Genomic DNA, 19,810 nt, shown 5'->3' with positions numbered 1-19,810 from the left:
ATGACCATAACGCGCGTCGTGCTGTCCCTCGTCACCAGGTCTCGGGTCGCGCCCCCAGCGGCACCGGCGCCGGCCTCTCGACCGTCGACGTCAGCTCCACCACCGTGTGCGTCGCACCGGCGCACAGGACGGACTCCATGATCTCCAGCACGTGGAAGGCCAGCTCGCCGGAGGCCCGATGCGGCCGACCGGTCTCGATCGCGCGCGCCATGTCGGCCAGGCCGTAGCCGCGGCCAGCGTCCGCGTACCCCGCGGCGACCGGCACCTCGCGGAACTCGCGGTCCGCAGCAGTGGCGACCTCGACGGGATCCGAGAACATGTTCGGGTCCGGGACGGCGATGGTCCCGTCCGTGCCGTACACCTCGAACTTCGGCGTGCGCGTCGCCCAGACCTCGAACGACACGGTGACGGTCGAGACGACCCCGGAGGCGTGCTCCAGGATGGCGGTGACGTGCGTGTCCACATCCACCGGGATGGTGGATCCGGCCAGCGGGCCGGTCGCGACCGTCCGCTCACGGGTCGAACGACCGGTGGTTCCCGAGACGCGGACAACCGGACCGAAGAAGCTGACGAGGCTGGTCAGGTAGTACGGACCCATGTCGAAGAGCGGGCCGCCGCCGGGCTGGTAGTAGAAGGCGGGCGCGGGATGCCACAGCTCGTGGCCGGGCGCACTCCATGCGACCGCGGCCGCTACCGGGTCGCCGATGCGCCCCTCGTCGAGCAGCGCGAGGGCCGTCTGCACGCCGGTTCCGAGCACGGTGTCTGGAGCGCTACCGACGCGCAGGCCCAGCGCGGCGGCGCGTTCGAGCACCGGCCGCGCCTCCGCGGTCGAGAGGGCCAGCGGCTTCTCGCCGTACACGTGCTTGCCCGCGGCGAGCGCCCGCAGCGCGATGTCGGCGTGCGCCTTCGGAATGGTCAGGTTGAGCACCGCATCCACTCGCGGGTCGGCGAGCAGGTCGTCCACCGAGAGGGCGACGACACCCTGCTCGTCAGCGACGGCCGACGCGCGGTCGAGGTCGAGGTCGGCGACCGCGGCAAGTCGCAGGTTCGGCAACTGAGGGAAGTGCTCGAAGTATTGCCGGCTGATGACGCCGACTCCGATCACGCCGATGTTCAGCGGGACGCCCACAGCATCCCCCTCTCGATGATGGTGCGGACGGGCTGGCTCTCGACGATCTCGAGCCGGTGGCCGGGGGCCGAGACGAAGATGCGGCCCTTGCCCCACTGGCGGGTCCAGATGGCGGGCGCGGTCACCGGGCGGTTCCACGCATCGAACGGACGCGCTTCCTGCGTGGTCGTCGCCAGCACGTCGTTGTACTCGTCGCTGAGCACCCAGTACTGCTCGGTGACGAGGTCGAAGTCCTCGATCCCAGCGGTGATGGGATGCGTCTTGCCGTACTCGGTGATGTGCACGGTGTACGGGATGTAGTTGTCCGACTGGTCGCCGACACGCTCGGCCGGATCCTTGCCCGCGTGGTGGGCGAACTGGCCGCCGATCATGTGCAGATAGTCGGCGTTGTTGCGGTACGAGTCGGCGATTCCGCCGTGCCATCCGGCCATCCCTGTGCCGTTCAGGACCGCGCGCTGCAGGCCCCGGAACTCATCCGACTCGATGGTGTTCATGGTGTTGACCTGCACGACGAGGTCGACGGAGTCCATGACGGCGTCGTCCGCGTACACGGCCGAGCCCTCCTCGACCCGCACGTCGAAGCCGTTCTCGCGGAGGAACGGAATGAAGAGTTCCGTCGTCTCGACGGGCATGTGCCCGTCCCATCCTCCGCGGACGATCAGTGCCTGCTTGCTCATGCTTCCTTCCGGGTTGCGGGGATCGCGGTCCAGGCGCTGCCGGTGGCCGCGCTGCGCTCGACGGCGTCGAGGACGCGCTGGATGTGGAGGCCGTCGGCGAACGACGGCTCGGGGTCGGTGCCCTCCCCGATGGCGGTGACGAAGTCGACGACCTCGTGGCTGAACGCGTGCTCGTAGCCGATGGCATGACCGGTCGGCCACCAGTTCGCCATGTAGGGATGCTCGGGCTCGGTGACGATGATGCGGGTGAACCCCTGCTCGCCCGCCGGGGCGGTTGCGTCGTAGAACTGGAGCTCGTTCATCTCCTCCAGGTCGAACGCGATGGCCCCGAGTGAGCCGCTCAGCTCGATCCGCAGGGCGTTCTTGCGGCCGGTCGCGTAGCGGGTCGCCTCGAAGGCGCCGATCGCGCCGTCGGCGGCTCCCCCGTCCAACCGGGCGGTGAACCAGGCGGCGTCGTCGACCGTGACGTGGCCGCGCTCGGCCGAGGCCGTACCGGAGAGCCCGACGCCCTCGCCGAGCAGCGGACGCTCCTCCACGAAGGTGGTCAGCGTCCCGGAGACGCCGCTCAGGCTCGAACCGGTGAGATGCTCGACCAGGTCGATAGCGTGCGCGCCGATGTCGCCGAGGGAGCCGGACCCCGCGGACGCCTTGTCGAGCCGCCACGTCATGGGGCCGTCCTCGTCACGCAGCCAGTCCTGGAGGTAGAGGGCCCTGACCTGGCGGATCCGGCCGAGGCGTCCCTCCTGCACCAGGGATCGGGCGAAGCCGATCGCAGGGACCCGACGGTAGCTGAAGCCGACCATCGAGCGGATCCCGCGCGCGGCTGCCCGCTCGGCTGCAGCGGTCATCGCCTCGGCCTCGGCGACCGTGTTCGCGAGCGGCTTCTCGCAGAGGACGTGCTTGCCCGCATCCAGCGCCGCGATGGCGATCTCGGCGTGGCTGTCGCCCGGCGTGCAGATGTCGATCACGTCGATGTCGGGGTCCTCGACCACCGCGCGCCAGTCGGTCTCGGCGCGCTGCCAGCCGAACCGGCGGCGGGCATCCTCGACGCGTGCGGCGTCGCGGCCGACGATCACATCCATCATGGGCTCGGCAGGAAGGTCGAAGAAGCGGGGGGCGGTGCGCCAACCCTGGGAATGGGCGGCGCCCATGAACCCGTAGCCGATCATGGCGACCCTCAGCTGCGGCTTGTCGTCGGTCATCGTCGTCCTCACGTCTGCTGTACCCGTGCGACGGTAGTTCGGTATCCCGGAGGCGGGCAAGTTTCTTGAGGTGGTTGGAAAACTTTCTCTAGGCGGTCGGTGCCGCAGGCGTGGCCGGCGGGGCCGTCGATCCGCGCTCGATCAGGGTGGTCGCCAGTTCCAGCCGGGTGTTGTCGACCTCGCCCGCGCGAAGCCGCAGCGCCAGCTTGGTCGCCTCCTCCGCCATCTTCTGCAGCGGCTGGTGGATGGTCGTCAGCGGCGGGCGCGCCCACGCGGCTGACGGCGCGTCGTCGAACCCGACGACCGAGAGGTCGCGCGGCACATCGAGTCCGAGAGCGAACGCGGCGTCGTAGACGCCGAGCGCCTGCATGTCGTTGCCGCACACGATCGCGGTGGGGCGCTCGGCGGCCTCCAGCAGCCGCCGCGCCTCCTGCTCGCCGGCCGCGCGGGAGAAGGCAGCGCTGCGGACGGCGCCGGGCGCGACCGGGATGCCCGCCTCCTGCAGCGCCGAGTGATAGCCGGCGATTCGTGCCCGAGAGCACATGAGCTCCTCAGGACCCCCGATGGCGGCGATCCGGCGGTGGCCGAGCGCCAGCAGATGACGGGTCGCCGTCACCCCGCCCGCCCAGTTGGTCGCGCCGATGGCGGGGACCTCCGGTGGAGGATCGCCCGCGGGGTCGACGACCACGAACGGGATGTTGCGGGTGCGCAGCTGACGGCGGTGGTCGGCTGTCAGGTTCGAGAACTGCAGCACGATCGCGATCGGTTTGCGCCGGAGGACGCCGGTGATCAGGTGGTCTCCGACCGCGTGATAGTCGCCGATCGTGGAGAGCGTCATCGACAGGCCGTTCTCGCGGGTCACTCGCTCGACACCGCGGATGACCTCCACCGACCATTCGCTGGCCAGGTTCTCGATGACCAGCTCGACCGCATCACCGCGTTCCGCATCCACCCCGCGGCGTGCATACCCCGAGTCGTGCAGCAGCTCCTCGACCCGGCGACGTGTCACCGACGAGACGCCGGGGCGGCCGTTCAGCACCTTCGACACCGTGGACAGCGAGACGGACGCCTCACGGGCGATCGCCTCCAGCGTCGGTCGAGCGGGAGCGGGCATGCAGCCACTGTCGCACATGCGACGGCGCTCACCCTCACGTGCTCGTGGTTGCTGTGCCACAATGACGCCCAGCCGCCTCCGATCCACCGCGATCCACTGCGACGCACTCGAAAGCCGTTCTGAAAGCGAGTCCGATGCCGCTCACCGACCTGACCCACGCCGAATTGCTCACCTTCCGCCCGGAAGTGCAGGAGCCGGCCGATTTCGACCAGTTCTGGGCGCGGACGATCGCCCAGGCCCGGGCGGCAGGCGGAGTCCCGGAGCTGACCCCCGCCGACTCGCCCGTGACGCAGCTCCTCATCGACGATCTGGTCTTCCCCGGGTTCGGCGGGGAGCCTGTGCGCGCCTGGGTGTCACGCCCGCTGAATGCCGCCGGGCCGCTGCCCGCCGTGGTGCAGTACCAGGGCTACGGCGGCGGCCGCGGACTTCCCGGCGAGAACGTGGTGTGGGCGCTCGCCGGATACGTGCACGTGTTCGTCGACACGCGCGGCCAGGGCAGCGGTTGGGGCAGCGGCGGCGACACTCCCGACCCGCACGGGTCGGGACCGGCGACGCCCGGAGTGATGACCCGCGGCATCCACTCGCCGGAGACGTACTACTACCGGCGGGTGTTCACGGATGCGGTGCGCGCGGTCGACGCGGCCCGGGCGCTGCCGTTCGTAGATGGCGATCGGATCGCCGTGACCGGCGGGAGCCAGGGCGGCGGGATCGCGCTCGCGGCCGCTGCGCTGGCCGGCGGCGTCGCGGCGGCGATGCCCGACGTCGCGTTCCTCTGCGCGTACCGGCGGGGCGCGGAGGTCGCGGCGGGAGGTCCGTTCCTCGAGCTCGCGACCTACCTGTCGGTGCACCGGGACGAGGTCGCCGACGTCTTCCGGACGCTCAGCTACTTCGACGGTGTCAACTTCGCCCGACGCATCCACGCGCCCTCGCTGTTCTCGGTCGCGCTCATGGACACGGTGGTGCCGCCGTCGACGACGTTCGCCGCGTACAACCACCTCGCGGCGTCCGACCGCGCGATCGAGGTCTACCCGTTCAACGACCACGAAGGCGGCGGCGGCGCGCACTGGCGGGCGCAGGCGGCGTGGCTGGCGGCGCGGTTCGGGTGACGCGGGCGTCCTGTTTTCAGGAACCGGTTGCGTCCTGTTTTCAGGACGGGGCCTGGCCGGCGGTCTGGGTGCTCACACGGTCGCGCGCGGGCTGCGCCCAGAACACGATGAGCACGATCACGCCCGCGATCGGCACCAGCAGCCAGAAGATGTGACCCCAGCCGTACCCCGCGTCGCGCAGCCGTCGGACGCCCACAGCGAGCGTCGGCAACAGCACCGCGATGCCCCACAGGCTCGACAGGATGGCGCCGAGCGACGACGTCTCGCCGATGCGGATGACGCCGAACACGTTCAGGGCGCTCGCGACGAGGACGTAGAACAGCATCCACCACCAGAATTCGGGGCGCGACGCACGTCCTCCGAACTCCGCATACTTCCGGAGTACGGTCCCGATCGCCTCGCCGAACGTCATGGCGCCAGTGTAGGGCGCGCCGCGCGCCCCCTGTATTCAGGATTTTCGCGCGACGGATCGGCGTCGAGGGGTGAGTTGTTGCGCGTATCCCGCGCGAGTTGCGACAACTGCTCGCACCTCGGCGGCGTCCTCTCCCGAATTCAGGACTCTCCCGGGTGTGCGTTGCGCCATGCCCTGAGTTCAGGGGATAGCTGCACGCGGGCACGCGAGAGTCCTGAATACAGGAGCGACGACCTTCCGGTAGCCAGCGATCGCCCACGAGGGGTGAGTTGTTGCGCGTATCCCGCGCGAGTTGCGACAACTACTCGCACCTCGGCGGCGGGGCGGTCCTGAAAGGCGGGGCGGTCCTGAAAACAGGACCAGCGCATCAGGCAGGCGCCGCCGTCGTGGCGCGACGCACCAGCCGCGTCGGCAGCCGCAAGTGGATGCGCTCCGGCGTCTCCCCGCCCATCAGCGAGACCAGCAGGTCGGCCGCCGCCGCGCCGAGGCTCTGCATCGGCTGCCGCACGGTCGTCAGCGGCGGGTTGTACTGCGACGCCTCCGGGACGTCGTCGAACCCGATCACCGACAGGTCGCGCGGCACATCCAGCCCCAGCTCCGCGGCCACCTCCATGACCGCGATCGCCGAGATGTCGTTGGCGGCGAAGACGGCCGTCGGCCGGTCCGCCCGGGAGAGCAGGGGCAGCGCGACCTCCCGCACGGTGTCGTGCTCGTAGCGGCCGACGGCCACCAGGGACGGATCGAAGGGGATGCCCGCCTCGCCGAGCGCGCGGCGGTACCCCGCGTCGCGCAGGTTCGACGACCGCAGGTCGGGACGCCCGGCGACGAAGGCGATCCGCCGGTGTCCGAGCCCGATCAGGTACGCGGTGGCGTTGCGCGCGCCGCCGAAGCTGTCCGACTCCACCGTCGGCACGTCGGCGCGACCCGTGTGCGGATCGATGGCCACGATGGGCACGTCGGCATTCGCCTTCACGACGGTCGGCGTCACCATGATCACCCCGTCGATCAGCGTTCCGCTGAGGCGGCTGAGGGAGCGCCGCTCCCATCCTTCGCTCGACGGCTGCCGAGATCCGCTGTACGCGAGGAGGTCGTAGCGGGAATCGTGGAGGGCCGCGCCGACGCCTTTGAGGATCTCGGCAGAGAACGGTTCGAAGTCGGCGACGAGCACCCCGATCACGCCGGTCCGGCGCGATCGCATGCTGCTGGCGACGAGGCTCGATTCGTACCCGAGCTCCTGAACCACCTGCAGAACGCGCTCCACCGTGGAGGTCGCCACGCCGTAGCGGCCGTTCACCGCTTTGGACACAGTCGCGACGGAAACGCCGGCCGCTTCGGCCACGTCATTGATCGTCGGACGCCGTCCCATGGAGACAAACCATAGCGTAGAAAAGGTTTTCGAAAACGTTTGACACCGGTCGGGAGCGCTTGCGACACTTCCGTCGTCCCCACCTCAACGAAGAGAACAGGTTGGAATCACATGAAAGGCACCAAGCTCCTCACCGGGGCCGCCGTCGTGATGGCCGGCGCGCTCGCCCTCACCGGGTGTAGCGGCGGCTCCGACAGCTCCAGCAGCAACGGCAAGGTCAGCATGACCCTCTGGCAGAACTCGACAACTGGCCCCGGCCAGCAGTTCTGGAAAGACGCCGTCGCCGCTTTCGAGAAGGCGAACCCGAACGTCACCATCAAGGTCCAGTCCATCCAGAACGAAGACCTGGACGGCAAACTGCAGACCGCACTCAACTCCGGCGACGCACCCGACATCTTCCTGCAGCGAGGCGGCGGAAAGATGGCGGCGATGGTCAACGCCGGCCAGTTGATGGACATCACCGGCAAGGTGTCGTCCGAGACCAAGAAGAACATCTCCGAGGGATCCTTCAAGGCGGAGACCTACCAGGACAAGGTGTGGGCGATGCCCATCGCCGTGCTGCCGGGCGGGCTCTTCCACAGCCAGGACCTGTTCAAGGCCGCCGGCATCACCGAGGCACCGAAGACGATCGACGACCTGAACGCCGACGTCACCAAGCTGAAGGCCACCGGGGTCGCCCCGATCGCCCTCGGCGCCAAGGACGCCTGGCCGGCCGCCCACTGGTTCTACTGGTTCGCTCTGCGTGAGTGCGCCGGCTCGACCATGGAGAAGACCGCTGACTCCAAGTCGTTCAGCGACGGATGCTGGCTGAAGGCCGCTGAGGACCTGCAGAAGTTCTCGGACACCAAGCCCTTCAACGATGGCTTCCTCACCACCTCCGCCCAGCAGGGCGCGGGCAGCTCGGCCGGCCTCGTCGCGAACCACAAGGCCGCGATGGAGCTCATGGGCGCCTGGGACCCGGGAGTCATCGCGTCCCTCACCCCCGACCAGAAGCCCCTGCCCGACCTCGGCTTCTACCCCTTCCCCGAGGTTTCCGGCGGCAAGGGCGAGCCTGGCTCGATCATGGGTGGCGTCGACGGGTACTCGTGCTCGGTCAAGGCTCCGAAGGAGTGCGCCGACTTCCTGAACTTCATCGCCACCACCCCGCAGCAGGAGGCCTACTACAAGGCCTTCAACGCTCCGCCGGTGAACTCCGAGGCGCAGAAGGTTGTCACCGAGCCTTACCTGAAGGATGTGCTGAAGGCCTACAACGCCGCCCCGTACGTCTCGCAGTGGCTCGACACGGTCCTCGGACAGAACGTCGGCAACGCGCTCAACGTTGCGGTCGTCGACATGCTGGCCGGCAAGAGCGACCCGAAGCAGCTCATCCAGGCGGCAAACGACGCCGCTAAGAAGGGCTGAGGACTGAGCTCGTGAGCAACACCCGCGAGAACACGTCCACCGGCGTCAAGCCGCAGTCGGACCTCGCGCAGCACGACGGGAGCGGCGCAGTCGCGTCGCTCCCGTCGCGGCCGCGCCGCAAGCGCACCGGCTGGGCGATGCGCCTGGAGATCCTGCTCCTTGCCGGCCCTGCGGCGATCGTCTTCCTGGCGTTCGTGATCTTCCCGGTCGTGATCGCCGCCTACTACGGATTCTTCCGCTGGCAGGGCTACGGACCGGCGACGGATTTCGTCGGACTGCAGAACTACGTCACCATCCTTGAGGACTCCGCCTTCCAGCAGGCGCTGATGCACAACGGGCTGATCGTGATCGGCTCGCTGGTCCTGCAGGGGCCGGTCGCCATCCTGCTGGCCCTCCTGCTCAACCGCAAGATGCGCGGACAGTCCATCATCCGCGTCCTGATCTTCGTGCCATACGTCATCGCCGAGGTCGTCGTCGGCACCGGCTGGAGCCTGATGCTCGCCACGAACGGCGCGCTGAACGGGTTCCTGAAGAACATCGGCATGGGCTTCCTCGCCCACGACTGGCTGTCCGACCCGAGCATCGCCATCTGGACGCTGCTGGCCATCCTGACCTGGAAGTACGTCGGCTTCGCCGTCATCCTCTTCCTCGCCGGGCTCCAGGGCATCCCCGAGGAGCTGTACGAGGCGGCCGCGCTCGACGGGGCGTCCTACTGGCAGATCCAGCGCCGAATCTCGCTTCCGCTGCTCGGCCCGACGCTGCGGATCTGGGCGTTCCTATCGATCATCGGAGCGCTGCAGCTGTTCGACCTCGTCTACATCATCTGGGGCCAGTACGTGGCCTCGACCGCCGGCACCTCGACCATGGCGACATACATGGTCGCCAACGGCCGCAACGCCGGCAACTTCGGCTACGGAAACGCCGTCGCCGTCGTGATCTTCCTGATCTCCCTCATCGTCGCGCTGTTCTACCAGCGGTTCGTGCTCCGGCGCGACACCGAGGGCGCGATCACGGGTGACAGGCGCAGAGGAAGGAAGAACCGATGAGCGCGTTCGTCGTCATCCCGGACGCTCCCGACGCCCCCGGCGTCCTGAAGGCCCCGGATCGCAAGAAGGCGAAGTCGCTGCCCTGGGGTTCCCCCAGCGTCTACTTCATCGCCCTCGTCGTGATCGCGCTGATGCTGACCCCGATCGTGTACATCGTGCTCGGCGGCTTCCGCACCAATTCGCAGATCACGGTGGACCCAGCCGGGTTCCCCAACCCGTGGAACGTGCAGAACTACATCGGCGTCCTCACCGGCGGAACCTTCTGGGCCGAGGTCGGGAACTCGACGATCGTCGCGGTCGTCACCACGATCGGCGTCATCATCCTCGGGCTCATGGCCAGCTACGTGCTCGCCCGCTACCGCTTCCGCGGCCGCGGCATCCTGTACGCGCTGTTCGCCGCCGGCTTGATGTTCCCGATCACGGTGGCCATCACGCCGCTGTACATCGTGGTGCGGAACCTGGGCCTGATGAACTCGCTGGTCGGCGTCATCCTGCCGCAGATCGCGTTCGCGCTGCCGACGACGATCATCATCCTGGTGCCGTTCCTTCGGGCGATTCCGGATGAGATCCAGGAGGCCGCGTTCATCGACGGCTGCAGCCGGCTCGGCTTCTTCTGGCGGATGGTGCTGCGGCTGTCGATGCCCGGCGTCATCACCGTGGGCATCCTGGCCTTCATCGCGAGCTGGAACAGCTACCTGCTGCCCCTCTTCCTCCTCAACAACGAGGCGACGTTCACGCTGCCGCTCGGAGTGCAGGCGTTCTCGTCGCAGTACTCCGTCGACACAGCCAAGGTGCTCGCGTTCACGTCGCTGTCCATGATCCCGGCGCTGATCTTCTTCAGCCTGTTCGAACGCCGCATCGTCGGCGGGCTGACCGGCGCCGTCAAGGGCTGACGCCCGACCATCTCGAGAAGTGTGAGATCGACATGACCGAATCCCTTCCGCGCCCTTTCGCGCCCTCCGACCGTGTCCGCGGGATCCTCGCCGACATGACGCTGGATGAGAAGCTCGCCCAGCTGGTCGGCTTCTGGGTCGACAAGGGCGACGAGCTGGTGGCGCCGATGGCCGGCGAGATGGGCAACCCGGGCGCCTACGCGGATGTCACCGCGCACGGTCTCGGGCAGCTCACGCGGGTCTACGGCACCCGGCCGGTCGACCCCGCCGAGCGCGCAGCCTGGCTGTGGGCCGAGCAGCGCCGCCTGAAGGAGGAGACGCGGCTCGGCATCCCGGCGCTCGTGCACGAGGAGTGCCTGACCGGGCTCGCCGCGTGGAAGGCCGCGACCTTCCCCACTCCGCTGGCGTGGGGCGCGTCGTTCGACCCGGAGCTCGTGGAGCAGATGGCCGCCCTGATCGGTCTCTCGATGCGCGAGCTGGGCATCCACCAGGGTCTTGCGCCGGTGCTGGATGTGATCCGCGATCCGCGCTGGGGCCGCGTCGACGAGTGCATCGCCGAAGACCCGTACGTGGTCGGAACGCTCGGCACCGCGTACGTGCGCGGGCTGCAGGGTGCTGGCGTCCACGCGACGCTGAAGCACTTCGTCGGGTACTCAGCGTCGCAGGCCGGACGCAACCACGCCCCGGTGCACGCCGGACCGCGCGAGGTGCGCGACACCCTGCTGCCGCCGTTCGAGATGGCGCTGCGGGATGGCGGGGTGCGGTCGGTCATGAACTCGTACGCCGAGATCGACGGCGTCCCCGTCGGGGCGAGCCCCGAGTACCTGACCGGCATCCTCCGCGACGAGTGGGGATTTACGGGAACGGTGGTCTCCGACTACTTCTCCGTCGCGTTCCTGCACACGATGCACGGCGTCGCCGCCGACCTCGGCGAGGCGGCGGAGCTGGCCCTCGAGGCCGGGATCGATGTGGAGCTGCCCACCGGCGACGCCTTCCTCGAGCCGCTCGCCTCCCGCATCCGCTCGGGTGAAGTGGATGAGGCACTGGTCGACCGCGCGGTGCTGCGCGTGCTTGCGCAGAAGGAGGAGCTCGGGCTGCTGGATGCGACCTTCGACGAGCCGCCGACCTCCATCGACCTGGACACGCCCGCGCATCGGGATGTGGCGCTCCGCCTGGCGGAGGAGTCGCTCGTCCTGCTGACCAACGACGGCACCCTGCCCCTGGCGGGCGCACCGAAGCGGATCGCCGTACTCGGCCCGAACTCGGACGCGCCTGAAGCCCTGATGGGCTGCTACTCGTTCGCGAACCACGTGCTCGCGCACCACCCGGAGGTGCCGCTCGGGTTCGAGCTGCCCTCGGTGCTGGAGGCGGTGCGGGAGGAGTTCTCGTCGGCGACGGTCTCGCACGAGCGCGGCTGCGCCGTCGAGGGCGACGACCGATCCGGCATCCCCGCAGCCGTCGCCGCGGCGAGCGCCGCCGATGTCGCAGTGGTCGTCGTCGGTGACCGCGCCGGCCTGTTCGGCCGCGGAACCGTCGGCGAAGGAAACGATGTCGAGAGTCTGGAGCTTCCGGGCATCCAGCGCGAACTGGTCGAGCGGGTCGTCGCGACCGGCACCCCGGTCGTGCTCGTCGTACTCTCCGGCCGTCCCTACGCGATCGCTTGGGCGGTCGAGGGCGTGACCGCCCCTGCGGCAGTGCTGCAGGCGTTCTTCCCGGGCGAGGAGGGCGGACGCGCCCTCGCCGCCGTGCTCTCGGGTCGCGTGTCGCCCTCCGGACACCTCCCGGTGTCGCTCCCCCGTTCGGCGGGCGCGCAGCCGTACTCCTACCTGCACCCTGTACTGGGCGGTCCGAACGAGATCACCAGTGCGGACAGCACACCGGTGCTGCCGTTCGGGCACGGGCTCTCGTACACGAGCTTCGAGCACACCGAGCTCACTGTGGAGCGGGAGGTCGCGGCCGGCGGGACGTTCAGCGCGAGCGTGCGCGTCCGGAACACCGGCGACCGGCCGGGAACCGACCTGGTGCAGCTGTACGCGCGGGATGTGCACGCCAGTGTGACGCGCCCCGTCGCCCAGCTGCTGGGTTACCGTCGCGTCGAGTTGCAGCCCGGCGAGGAGGCGATCGTGCGCTTCGCGGTGCCGACCACTCGCCTGGCGTTCTCTGACCGGTCGTTGCGTCGCATCGTGGAGCCGGGACTGGTCGAGATCTGGGCCGGCCCTTCGTGCGACCTGCGCGAGACGTCCGACGAACTGACCATCACCGGCCCGGTGCATTACGTCACCGCATCCGACGCCCGCCTCGTGACCTCGGAGGTCGAGGCGGCTAGCGTGGGTGCCGTCTTCACCGACGCGCTCTGAACCGGGACTCGCGCACGACGCGAGACTGCTGTATAAGTTTATTGAAACAACAAATCACCGACGACGCTGAAGGAAACACCATGAGCCTCACCCCCACCCGCGCCGACAAGTTCTCGTTCGGTCTGTGGACCATCGGCTACAACGGCACCGACCCGTTCGGCGGCCCCACCCGTCCCCAGCTCGACGTGGTCGAGGCCGTACACAAGCTCGACGAGCTCGGCGCCTACGGCCTCACCTTCCACGACGACGACCTGTTCGCCTTCGGCTCGACCGACGCCGAGCGCCAGAAGCAGATCGACCGGCTCAAGCAGGCCCTCGCCGACACCGGCATCATCGTGCCGATGGTCACCACCAACCTGTTCAGCGCTCCGGTCTTCAAGGACGGCGGCTTCACCTCCAACGACCGCGCCGTGCGCCGCTTCGCGCTCCGCAAGGTGCTCCGCAACATCGACCTGGCCGCCGAGCTCGGCGCCAAGACGTTCGTGATGTGGGGCGGTCGTGAGGGCGCCGAGTACGACGCCGCCAAGGACATCCGCTCGGCCCTGGAGCGCTACCGCGAGGCCGTCAACCTGCTCGGCGACTACGTCACCGACAAGGGCTACGACATCCGCTTCGCCATCGAGCCGAAGCCCAACGAGCCGCGCGGCGACATCCTACTCCCGACGCTCGGACACGCGCTCGCCTTCATCGAGTCGCTGGAGCGCCCCGAGCTCGTCGGCCTCAACCCCGAGGTCGGCCACGAGCAGATGGCCGGGCTGAACTTCGCCGCAGGCATCGCCCAGGCGCTGTATCACGGCAAGCTCTACCACATCGACCTCAACGGGCAGCGCGGCATCAAGTACGACCAGGACCTCGTCTTCGGTCACGGCGACCTGCAGAACGCGTTCGCGCTCGTCGACCTGCTCGAGAACGGCGGCCCCGACGGAGGCCCGGCCTACGACGGCCCGCGCCACTTCGACTACAAGCCGTCGCGCACCGAGGACATCACCGGCGTGTGGGAGTCGGCCGCTGCCAACATGCGCACCTACCTGCTGCTGAAGGAGCGGGCGAAGGCGTTCCGCGCCGACCCCGAGGTGCAGGAGCAGCTGGAGGCGTCGCGCGTCATCGAGCTGACCCGTCCGACGCTGGGTGAGGGCGAGTCGTACGACGACCTGCTCGCCGACCGCAGCGCGTACGAGGACTTCGACGCGAGCGCGTACTTCGGCGGCAAGGGCTTCGGCTTCGTCCGCCTGCAGCAGCTCGCCCTGGAGCACCTGCTCGGAGCACGCTGACCCACATCCCCTCTCCCATTTCCGCGAGGTGCTCGTAGGTGCTCCCCCGACCGGCGTGTCGGCGGCACCTGCGAGCACCTCGATTCTCTGAAAGGACACCCGCGTGACACTGGTCGCCGGCGTCGACTCCTCGACCCAGAGCTGCAAGGTGGTCGTCCGCGACCTCGAGACGGGGGCGCTCGTGCGCTCGGGGCGCGCCGTGCATCCCGACGGCACCGAGGTCGACCCCGCCGCCTGGTGGTCCGCGCTGCAGGAGGCCCTGGACGCGGCCGGCGGGCTCGACGATGTGGCGGCGATCTCGGTCGCCGGCCAGCAGCACGGGATGGTGGTGCTGGATGCGGACGGCCGCGTCATCCGCGACGCCCTGCTCTGGAACGACACCCGCTCGGCGCAGGCGGCCCGCGACCTGATCGACGAGGTGGGGGCGGACGAGTACGCCGCCCGCGTCGGCGTGGTGCCGGTCGCCTCCTTCACGGCCACCAAGCTGCGCTGGCTGCGCGACGCCGAACCGGAGAACGCCGCGCGCGTCGCGGCCGTCGCCCTCCCCCACGACTGGCTCACCTGGCGCCTGCGCGGCTACGGCCCGGCTGGCGAGAGCGAGCTGGGTCCGGACCTCGACGCGCTGACCACCGACCGCTCCGACGCCAGCGGCACGGCGTACTGGGGCGCGGCGACCGGCGCATACGACTTCGACCTGTTCCAGCGAGCGCTCGGCCGGCCGGGCAGGGAGGCCGGCTCGCCCGCTGACGGGTCGGTCGTCGTGCCGCGCGTGCTGGGCCCCTCCGAGGCAGCTGGGCGCACGCCGTCCGGCGTGCTGGTCGGCCCCGGCGCCGGCGACAACGCAGGAGCCGCCCTCGGGCTCGGCGCCGCGGAAGGCGACGTGGTCGTCTCGATCGGCACCTCGGGGACCGTCTTCGCGGTCACGGATGCGCCGATCGCGGACGCCACCGGAACCGTCGCCGGCTTCGCCGACGCGTCAGGCGTCTCCCTACCCCTGATCGCCACCCTCAACGCGGCCCGGGTGCTCGGCTCCGTCGCCGGACTGCTCTCGGTCGACCACGACGGTCTCTCCGCCCTGGCGCTCTCCGCGGAGCCGGGGTCGAGCGGCGTGGTGCTCATCCCCTACTTCGAGGGCGAGCGGACGCCGAACCTCCCCGACGCGAAGGCCGCGATCCACGGCCTCACCCTCGCCTCGACGACGCCGGCCAACCTGGCGCGCGCGGCGATCGAGGGGATGCTGTGCGGCCTGGCCGACGGGCTGGATGCGGTGCGCTCCGTCGGTGTCCGTGAGCGGCGCATCCTGCTCATCGGCGGTGCGGCGCAGAACCCGGCCGTGGCGCAGGTGGCCGCGCAGGTCTTCGATGCGCCGGTCGAGGTGCCGGTGCCGGGCGAGTACGTCGCCGACGGCGGCGCCGTGCAGGCCGCCTGGGCGCTGACGGGCTCGCGCCCGTCGTGGACCGTCGAGACCTCGGCCGCCCTCCCGGTCGACACCCGCTCCGTCATCCGCACCCAGTACGCCGCCGCGCGCCCCTGACCCGGCACCCCTGTCTCTCCCTCCCCAAGCCAACAGCTCCTGAGTTTTTCCGCCGACGCGCCGCGTGTCGCGGGAAAAACTCAGGAGCAGTTGGCTTGGGTCGGGGGTTAGAGGGCGGCGGCGGCGCGGGCGGCCAGGGCGGCGGGCGTCTCGGCGATGTCGAGGGTGAGGTGGTGCTCGTCGGGCCCCGGCGGCTCCAGGAGGTCGAGCTGCGACTGCAGCATCCCGGACTTCATGAAGTGGTGCTCGCGCGACGCCAGGCGCTCGGCCAGCAGGCCTGACGAGCCGGTCAGGTGCAGGAACACCACCTCGTCGCGGCGCAGCACGTCGCGGTAGCGCCGCGCCAGGGCGGAGCAGGCGATGACGACCGAGCGGCCGGCCTGCAGGCGCTCGTCCATCCATGCCGCCACGGCGGCGAGCCAGGGCGCGCGGTCGTCGTCGGTGAGCGGGATGCCCGCCCCCATGCGCTCGACGTTCGCCGCCGGGTGCAGGGCGTCGCCCTCCAGCAGCTCCCAGTCCAGGCGCTCAGCGAGCAGCTCGGCGACGGTCGACTTGCCGCACCCCGCCACCCCCATCACGACGACCGCGCGGGCGCTCACCCCAGGCCGCCCACGAACAGGCTCAGCAGCAGCACGCCGGTCAGCCCGACGAGCGAGATCAGGCACTCGAGCACCGTCCAGCTCTTCAGCGTCTGCGGGATGCTCAAGCCCAGGTACTCCTTCACCAGCCAGAACCCGGCGTCGTTCACGTGCGAGAAGAACACCGAACCTGCGCCGATCGCGAGCACCATGAGGGAGACCATCGGCGTCGACAGGTGCTCGGTGAGCGGCAGCAGGATCCCGGCGGCGGTGACAGTCGCGACCGTTGCGGACCCGGTGGCGACGCGGATGAGCGCCGCGACCGTCCACGCGAGCAGCAGCACGACGATGCCGCTGGCGCCCGTCGCCCAGCCCGCGATGACCTGCCCGATGCCGGTGTCGACGAGGACCTGCTTGAAGCCGCCGCCGGCGCCGACGATGAAGATGATCCCGGCGATGGGCGGAAGCGACGCTCCGAGGCTGGTCGAGATCGCCTTGCGGTCCATCCCGCCGCCGACTCCGAGCAGCAGCAGACCGGCGAGGACGGCGACGGTCAGCGCGATGACCGGCGTGCCGAGGAAGTCGAGCACGACCTTCCACACCGGCGAGGCGGTCGGCGAGGCGATGTCCGCGACAGCCTTGCCCAGCATGAGCACGACCGGCAGCAGGATGCTGACGAGCGCCGCCGCGAAGCTCGGGCGCCGACGGGTCTCACCCTCTTCGGGGACGAACAGCGCGGGGACGCCGACCGGAACCCACTTCGCCGCCAGTCGGCTGAAGAGCGGTCCCGCGATGGCGATGGTCGGGATGGCGACGATCACGCCGAAGGCGAGGGTCAGCCCGAGGTTGGCGCCGAGGGCGCCGATCGCGACGAGCGGTCCGGGATGCGGCGGCACGAGGCCGTGCATGGCGGACAGACCGGCGATGGTCGGAAGCGCGATCCGCATCAGCGGGAGCCCGGACCGGCGCGTCACCAGGATGATGACCGGCATGAGGAGCACGAGGCCGACTTCGAAGAACATCGGCAGGCCGATGATCGCTCCGACCGCGCCCATCGTCCACGGAAGCAAACGTGCGCTGGTCCGCGACACGAGCGTGTCGACGATACGGTCGGCACCGCCCGAGTCGGCCAGCAGCTTGCCGTACATCGCGCCGAGGCCGATGAGCACGCCGACGCTGCCCATCGTGTTGCCGAAGCCGGTGATGAAGCTGGCGACCGCGGCATCCGCCGCCATCCCGCCTGCAATGCCGGCGACCAGGGAGCCGAGCAGGAGCGAAAGGAAGGGGTGCAGCTTGAGCCAGGTGATGAGCACCACGATCACGGCGATGCCGGCGATCGCGGCGATGATGAGCTGCCCCTCGGGGGCTGTCGGTTGGGGTGTTGGTGCGGGGGCCGCTGCGGTCAGCAGCGTGAGCATCGATGTAGTCATGAACGTCCTCGGTCGTGATGCGGGTAGGGCACGAACACTCTAGGAATAAATCTGATTTGTGTCTAATCAATGAACGTATTAGCTGACGTATCGCTGCGGCGAGCCGCTTTGACCTGACGTGTCCAGCCGCCGATAATGAGGTGTGACCCAGCCAGCGCCCGGCTCCCTGCACGAGCAGGCCATCGCGTCGCTGGGCGCCCGCATCGTCTCCGGCGACATCCCGGTCGGGACGGTCCTGACGCCCGAGGGGCTGGGCATCTCCCGTACCGTGCTCCGCGAGTGCATCCGCGTGCTCGAGTCGCTGGGCCTCGTTCAAGCCCGCCGCCGTCGCGGCACGGTGGTCATGCCCGCCGGCCAGTGGCAGGCGCTCGATCCGCGCATCCTGGGCTGGCGTCTGGCAGGGCCGGACCGTCTCGACGCGCTGGGCGACCTCAGCGAGTTGCGGCTCGCCGTCGAACCCGTCGCCGCGCGGCTGGCGAGTTCGCGGGCGACACCCGACCAGTGCGGCGCCCTCACGGCGGCGATCGTCGGGATGTCGGCGACGCAGCGCTCCGCCGACCGGGACGAGTACCTGGCACACGACCGCGACTTCCACCGGATCCTGCTGGAGGCATCCGGCAACCCCGTGTTCGCGGCGCTCAACAGCGCGGTGGCGGAAGCGCTCAACGGACGGACAGCCCACGCCCTCATGCCCCACAACGCCAACCCGGAGGCGATACGGCTGCACGAGGAGGTCGCCGCGGCCGTCCGCCGGGGGGACGCGGCCGCCGCGGAGGATGGGATGCGGGCCATCGTCGAGGAGGCGGACGCCGCGGTGCAGCGGCTGGCGCGCTGACCCGGCGCTCGTAGAGTCAGACGCGGCCGCGCGTCCCGCGGCCGCCCCTCAGCGACGCCGCAACCGCGGACCGATGACCCAGGCCGCCAGACACAGCACCGCAGCGACGGCGAACGCCCCGGCGAACGGCCAGCCGCCGGGAAGCCCGCGCAAGGCCGCGAACACGATCGCCGTCGCGGCCAGAGCCACCGCGGATCCGGTGGCGTCGGCGATGGACAGCGCCGAACTGTTGAAGCCCTGATCGTCAGGGTTCGAATACTCGAGAGTGAGGACACCGAGCCGGGGGTACAGGATGCCCATGCCGGCCCCGGCGAACGCCCAGCCGACGACGACGACCGCCGGGTTGAGGTGCCACACGGCCGTGGCGATGAGGGAGGCGAGCGCGATCGTCAGACCGAGTGCGCCGAGCCGGGCGGCCATCCCGTTACCGATCCCCGGGAACCGGCCCTGCACCCACGACGCGCCCGACCACGTCAGCCCGGCCGCGGTCAGCGCGAGCCCGGCGATCGCCGCCGACAGTCCGTACTGGGTGACCATGATCAGCGGGACGTAGACCTCGGAGGCGAAGAACGTGCCCGCGACGACGGCGCGCATCAGGATCACGCTGGGCAGTCCTCGGCGGGCGAGCAGCGTTCCGCGCGGGATCAGCGGCCGGATGGCGAAGACGGCCACCGCCGCGGCCAGAACCGGCACGATCCACTGCACCGGACCGGTGGCCTCCGCCGCGAGTGTGAGCGCCAGCACGGCGCACGCCAGCAGCACCGCCCAGAGCAGCCGGCCGACCCGGAACGGACCGCCGTCCCCGTGCGGGAGCACTCCGCGCATGACCGGGACCACCATGAGCATCGCGAGGGCCACTAACGCGACCACGCCCAGGAAGACCCACCGCCAGCCGACCGTCTCGCTGAGAATGCCGGCGATGAACGGGCCGATCAGCGACGGGATCACCCACGCCGCTGCGAAGCCGGCGAAGATCCGTGGATGCAGCACCGGCGGATAGACGCGGGCGACGATCACGTACAGCACGACCGTCAGCGCTCCGCCCCCGAGACCGTGCACCAGCCGCCCCGCGACGAACACGCCCATCGTCGGGGCGGTCCCGGCGACGAGGAGCCCCGCGGCGAACAGGACGACCGACGCGATCAGAGCGGCTCGCGGACTGCCGCGGTCTGCCCAGGCGCCCGCCGACACCATCCCGACCACGCTGACCGCGAGTGGGCCGGCGAAGGCGAACGCGTAGAGCGCGGCGCCGTCGAGCTCGCGGCTGACCGTCGGCATGATCGTCGTCACGGCCAGCGCCTCGAACGCGGCCAGCATGATCAGGAGGCACATCCCTATGCTCGTCCAGCGGTACCGCGGGCTCAGCACGCCGCCCGGCGGCGCGAGGTCGGGGGATGCGGAGGCCGCGGACACCGAATCCAGGTCGCGCGAGCTCATGGGGAACAGCCTAGGCCGCGCC

17 protein-coding genes are annotated in these 19,810 nt (G+C 70.1%); 8 read left to right on the top strand and 9 right to left on the bottom strand.

Going from position 1 to position 19,810, the window contains the following annotated elements:
- Positions 1-31 precede the first annotated feature (31 nt).
- From AB4Z18_RS15745 to AB4Z18_RS15730, 4 genes are all read right to left on the bottom strand, one after another.
- A complete protein-coding gene (locus AB4Z18_RS15745) occupies positions 32-1,129 on the bottom strand; it encodes a Gfo/Idh/MocA family protein (protein WP_441783680.1) in 1,098 nt (365 codons plus the stop codon).
- Positions 1,114-1,806, bottom strand: coding sequence for a ThuA domain-containing protein (locus AB4Z18_RS15740; RefSeq protein ID WP_441783679.1), 693 nt, complete (start codon positions 1,804-1,806; stop codon positions 1,114-1,116). The genes AB4Z18_RS15745 and AB4Z18_RS15740 overlap by 16 nt, the downstream gene beginning before the upstream one ends.
- Entirely contained in the window at positions 1,803-3,008 is a 1,206-nt protein-coding gene (locus AB4Z18_RS15735) for a Gfo/Idh/MocA family protein (RefSeq protein WP_441783678.1), read from the bottom strand. Before AB4Z18_RS15735 ends, AB4Z18_RS15740 begins: the two co-directional genes overlap by 4 nt.
- Before the next feature lie 88 nt (positions 3,009-3,096).
- Complete coding sequence (locus tag AB4Z18_RS15730) at positions 3,097-4,122, bottom strand: LacI family DNA-binding transcriptional regulator (RefSeq protein ID WP_441783677.1); 1,026 nt, start codon at positions 4,120-4,122, stop codon at positions 3,097-3,099.
- A gap of 134 nt (positions 4,123-4,256) precedes the next feature.
- Between AB4Z18_RS15730 and AB4Z18_RS15725 the strand changes: the two genes are divergently transcribed.
- A complete protein-coding gene (locus AB4Z18_RS15725; RefSeq protein WP_441783676.1) occupies positions 4,257-5,228 on the top strand; it encodes an acetylxylan esterase in 972 nt (323 codons plus the stop codon).
- A gap of 40 nt (positions 5,229-5,268) precedes the next feature.
- On the opposite strand, the gene AB4Z18_RS15720 is transcribed toward AB4Z18_RS15725, so the two are convergent.
- Positions 5,269-5,640: a DUF805 domain-containing protein gene (locus AB4Z18_RS15720; protein WP_441783675.1), complete on the bottom strand. Its 372-nt coding sequence runs from the start codon at positions 5,638-5,640 to the stop codon at positions 5,269-5,271.
- Positions 5,641-6,007: 367 nt separating this feature from the next.
- Positions 6,008-7,006, bottom strand: coding sequence for a LacI family DNA-binding transcriptional regulator (locus AB4Z18_RS15715; RefSeq protein ID WP_441783674.1), 999 nt, complete (start codon positions 7,004-7,006; stop codon positions 6,008-6,010).
- A 111-nt stretch (positions 7,007-7,117) separates the two neighbouring features.
- Between AB4Z18_RS15715 and AB4Z18_RS15710 the strand changes: the two genes are divergently transcribed.
- The 6 genes from AB4Z18_RS15710 (at position 7,118) to AB4Z18_RS15685 (ending at position 15,508) form a co-directional block, all read left to right on the top strand.
- Positions 7,118-8,407 (top strand): extracellular solute-binding protein, encoded by a 1,290-nt coding sequence (locus AB4Z18_RS15710; RefSeq protein ID WP_441783673.1) that lies wholly within the window; start codon positions 7,118-7,120, stop codon positions 8,405-8,407.
- Between the two features lie 11 nt (positions 8,408-8,418).
- Complete coding sequence (locus AB4Z18_RS15705) at positions 8,419-9,453, top strand: carbohydrate ABC transporter permease (RefSeq protein ID WP_441783672.1); 1,035 nt, start codon at positions 8,419-8,421, stop codon at positions 9,451-9,453.
- A complete protein-coding gene (locus tag AB4Z18_RS15700) occupies positions 9,450-10,346 on the top strand; it encodes a carbohydrate ABC transporter permease (RefSeq protein ID WP_441783671.1) in 897 nt (298 codons plus the stop codon). Before AB4Z18_RS15705 ends, AB4Z18_RS15700 begins: the two co-directional genes overlap by 4 nt.
- A 32-nt stretch (positions 10,347-10,378) precedes the next feature.
- On the top strand, positions 10,379-12,703 hold the full coding sequence (locus AB4Z18_RS15695) for a beta-glucosidase (protein WP_441783670.1): 2,325 nt from the start codon (positions 10,379-10,381) through the stop codon (positions 12,701-12,703).
- A gap of 80 nt (positions 12,704-12,783) precedes the next feature.
- Complete coding sequence (xylA, locus tag AB4Z18_RS15690; RefSeq protein ID WP_441783669.1) at positions 12,784-13,974, top strand: xylose isomerase; 1,191 nt, start codon at positions 12,784-12,786, stop codon at positions 13,972-13,974.
- Positions 13,975-14,077: 103 nt separating this feature from the next.
- Positions 14,078-15,508, top strand: coding sequence for a xylulokinase (locus tag AB4Z18_RS15685; RefSeq protein ID WP_441783668.1), 1,431 nt, complete (start codon positions 14,078-14,080; stop codon positions 15,506-15,508).
- 107 nt (positions 15,509-15,615) lie between these two features.
- Here AB4Z18_RS15685 and AB4Z18_RS15680 read toward each other — a convergent pair whose 3' ends face one another.
- Positions 15,616-16,107, bottom strand: coding sequence for a gluconokinase (locus tag AB4Z18_RS15680; RefSeq protein ID WP_441783667.1), 492 nt, complete (start codon positions 16,105-16,107; stop codon positions 15,616-15,618).
- The gene (locus AB4Z18_RS15675) at positions 16,104-17,516 is read right to left on the bottom strand and encodes a GntP family permease (protein WP_441783666.1); all 1,413 of its coding nucleotides are present in this window, start codon (positions 17,514-17,516) and stop codon (positions 16,104-16,106) included. The genes AB4Z18_RS15680 and AB4Z18_RS15675 overlap by 4 nt, the downstream gene beginning before the upstream one ends.
- Positions 17,517-17,658: 142 nt before the next feature.
- On the opposite strand from AB4Z18_RS15675, the gene AB4Z18_RS15670 reads away from it, so the two are divergent.
- Entirely contained in the window at positions 17,659-18,351 is a 693-nt protein-coding gene (locus tag AB4Z18_RS15670; RefSeq protein WP_441783665.1) for a FadR/GntR family transcriptional regulator, read from the top strand.
- Positions 18,352-18,399: 48 nt separating this feature from the next.
- On the opposite strand, the gene AB4Z18_RS15665 is transcribed toward AB4Z18_RS15670, so the two are convergent.
- Positions 18,400-19,788 (bottom strand): MFS transporter, encoded by a 1,389-nt coding sequence (locus AB4Z18_RS15665; protein ID WP_441783664.1) that lies wholly within the window; start codon positions 19,786-19,788, stop codon positions 18,400-18,402.
- Between the last annotated feature and the right edge of the window lie 22 nt (positions 19,789-19,810).

Source organism: Leifsonia sp. 2TAF2, assembly GCF_052115085.1.
In the GTDB taxonomy this organism is placed as follows: Bacteria; Actinomycetota; Actinomycetes; order Actinomycetales; family Microbacteriaceae; genus Leifsonia.
The sequence above is the reverse complement of the archived record's forward strand: the minus strand, read 5'-3'. Positions and strand labels throughout refer to the sequence as shown.

What these genes read in the sequence shown, in the direction of transcription:
- AB4Z18_RS15740 (WP_441783679.1), bottom strand. Translation starts at nt 1,806, where the DNA reads ATGAGCAAGCAGGCACTGATCGTCCGCGGAGGATGGGACGGGCACATG.
- AB4Z18_RS15735 (WP_441783678.1), bottom strand. Translation starts at nt 3,008, where the DNA reads ATGACCGACGACAAGCCGCAGCTGAGGGTCGCCATGATCGGCTACGGG.
- AB4Z18_RS15730 (WP_441783677.1), bottom strand. Translation starts at nt 4,122, where the DNA reads ATGCCCGCTCCCGCTCGACCGACGCTGGAGGCGATCGCCCGTGAGGCG.
- AB4Z18_RS15725 (WP_441783676.1), top strand. Translation starts at nt 4,257, where the DNA reads ATGCCGCTCACCGACCTGACCCACGCCGAATTGCTCACCTTCCGCCCG.
- AB4Z18_RS15720 (WP_441783675.1), bottom strand. Translation starts at nt 5,640, where the DNA reads ATGACGTTCGGCGAGGCGATCGGGACCGTACTCCGGAAGTATGCGGAG.
- AB4Z18_RS15715 (WP_441783674.1), bottom strand. Translation starts at nt 7,006, where the DNA reads ATGGGACGGCGTCCGACGATCAATGACGTGGCCGAAGCGGCCGGCGTT.
- AB4Z18_RS15710 (WP_441783673.1), top strand. Translation starts at nt 7,118, where the DNA reads ATGAAAGGCACCAAGCTCCTCACCGGGGCCGCCGTCGTGATGGCCGGC.
- AB4Z18_RS15700 (WP_441783671.1), top strand. Translation starts at nt 9,450, where the DNA reads ATGAGCGCGTTCGTCGTCATCCCGGACGCTCCCGACGCCCCCGGCGTC.
- AB4Z18_RS15695 (WP_441783670.1), top strand. Translation starts at nt 10,379, where the DNA reads ATGACCGAATCCCTTCCGCGCCCTTTCGCGCCCTCCGACCGTGTCCGC.
- xylA (WP_441783669.1), top strand. Translation starts at nt 12,784, where the DNA reads ATGAGCCTCACCCCCACCCGCGCCGACAAGTTCTCGTTCGGTCTGTGG.
- AB4Z18_RS15675 (WP_441783666.1), bottom strand. Translation starts at nt 17,516, where the DNA reads ATGACTACATCGATGCTCACGCTGCTGACCGCAGCGGCCCCCGCACCA.
- AB4Z18_RS15665 (WP_441783664.1), bottom strand. Translation starts at nt 19,788, where the DNA reads ATGAGCTCGCGCGACCTGGATTCGGTGTCCGCGGCCTCCGCATCCCCC.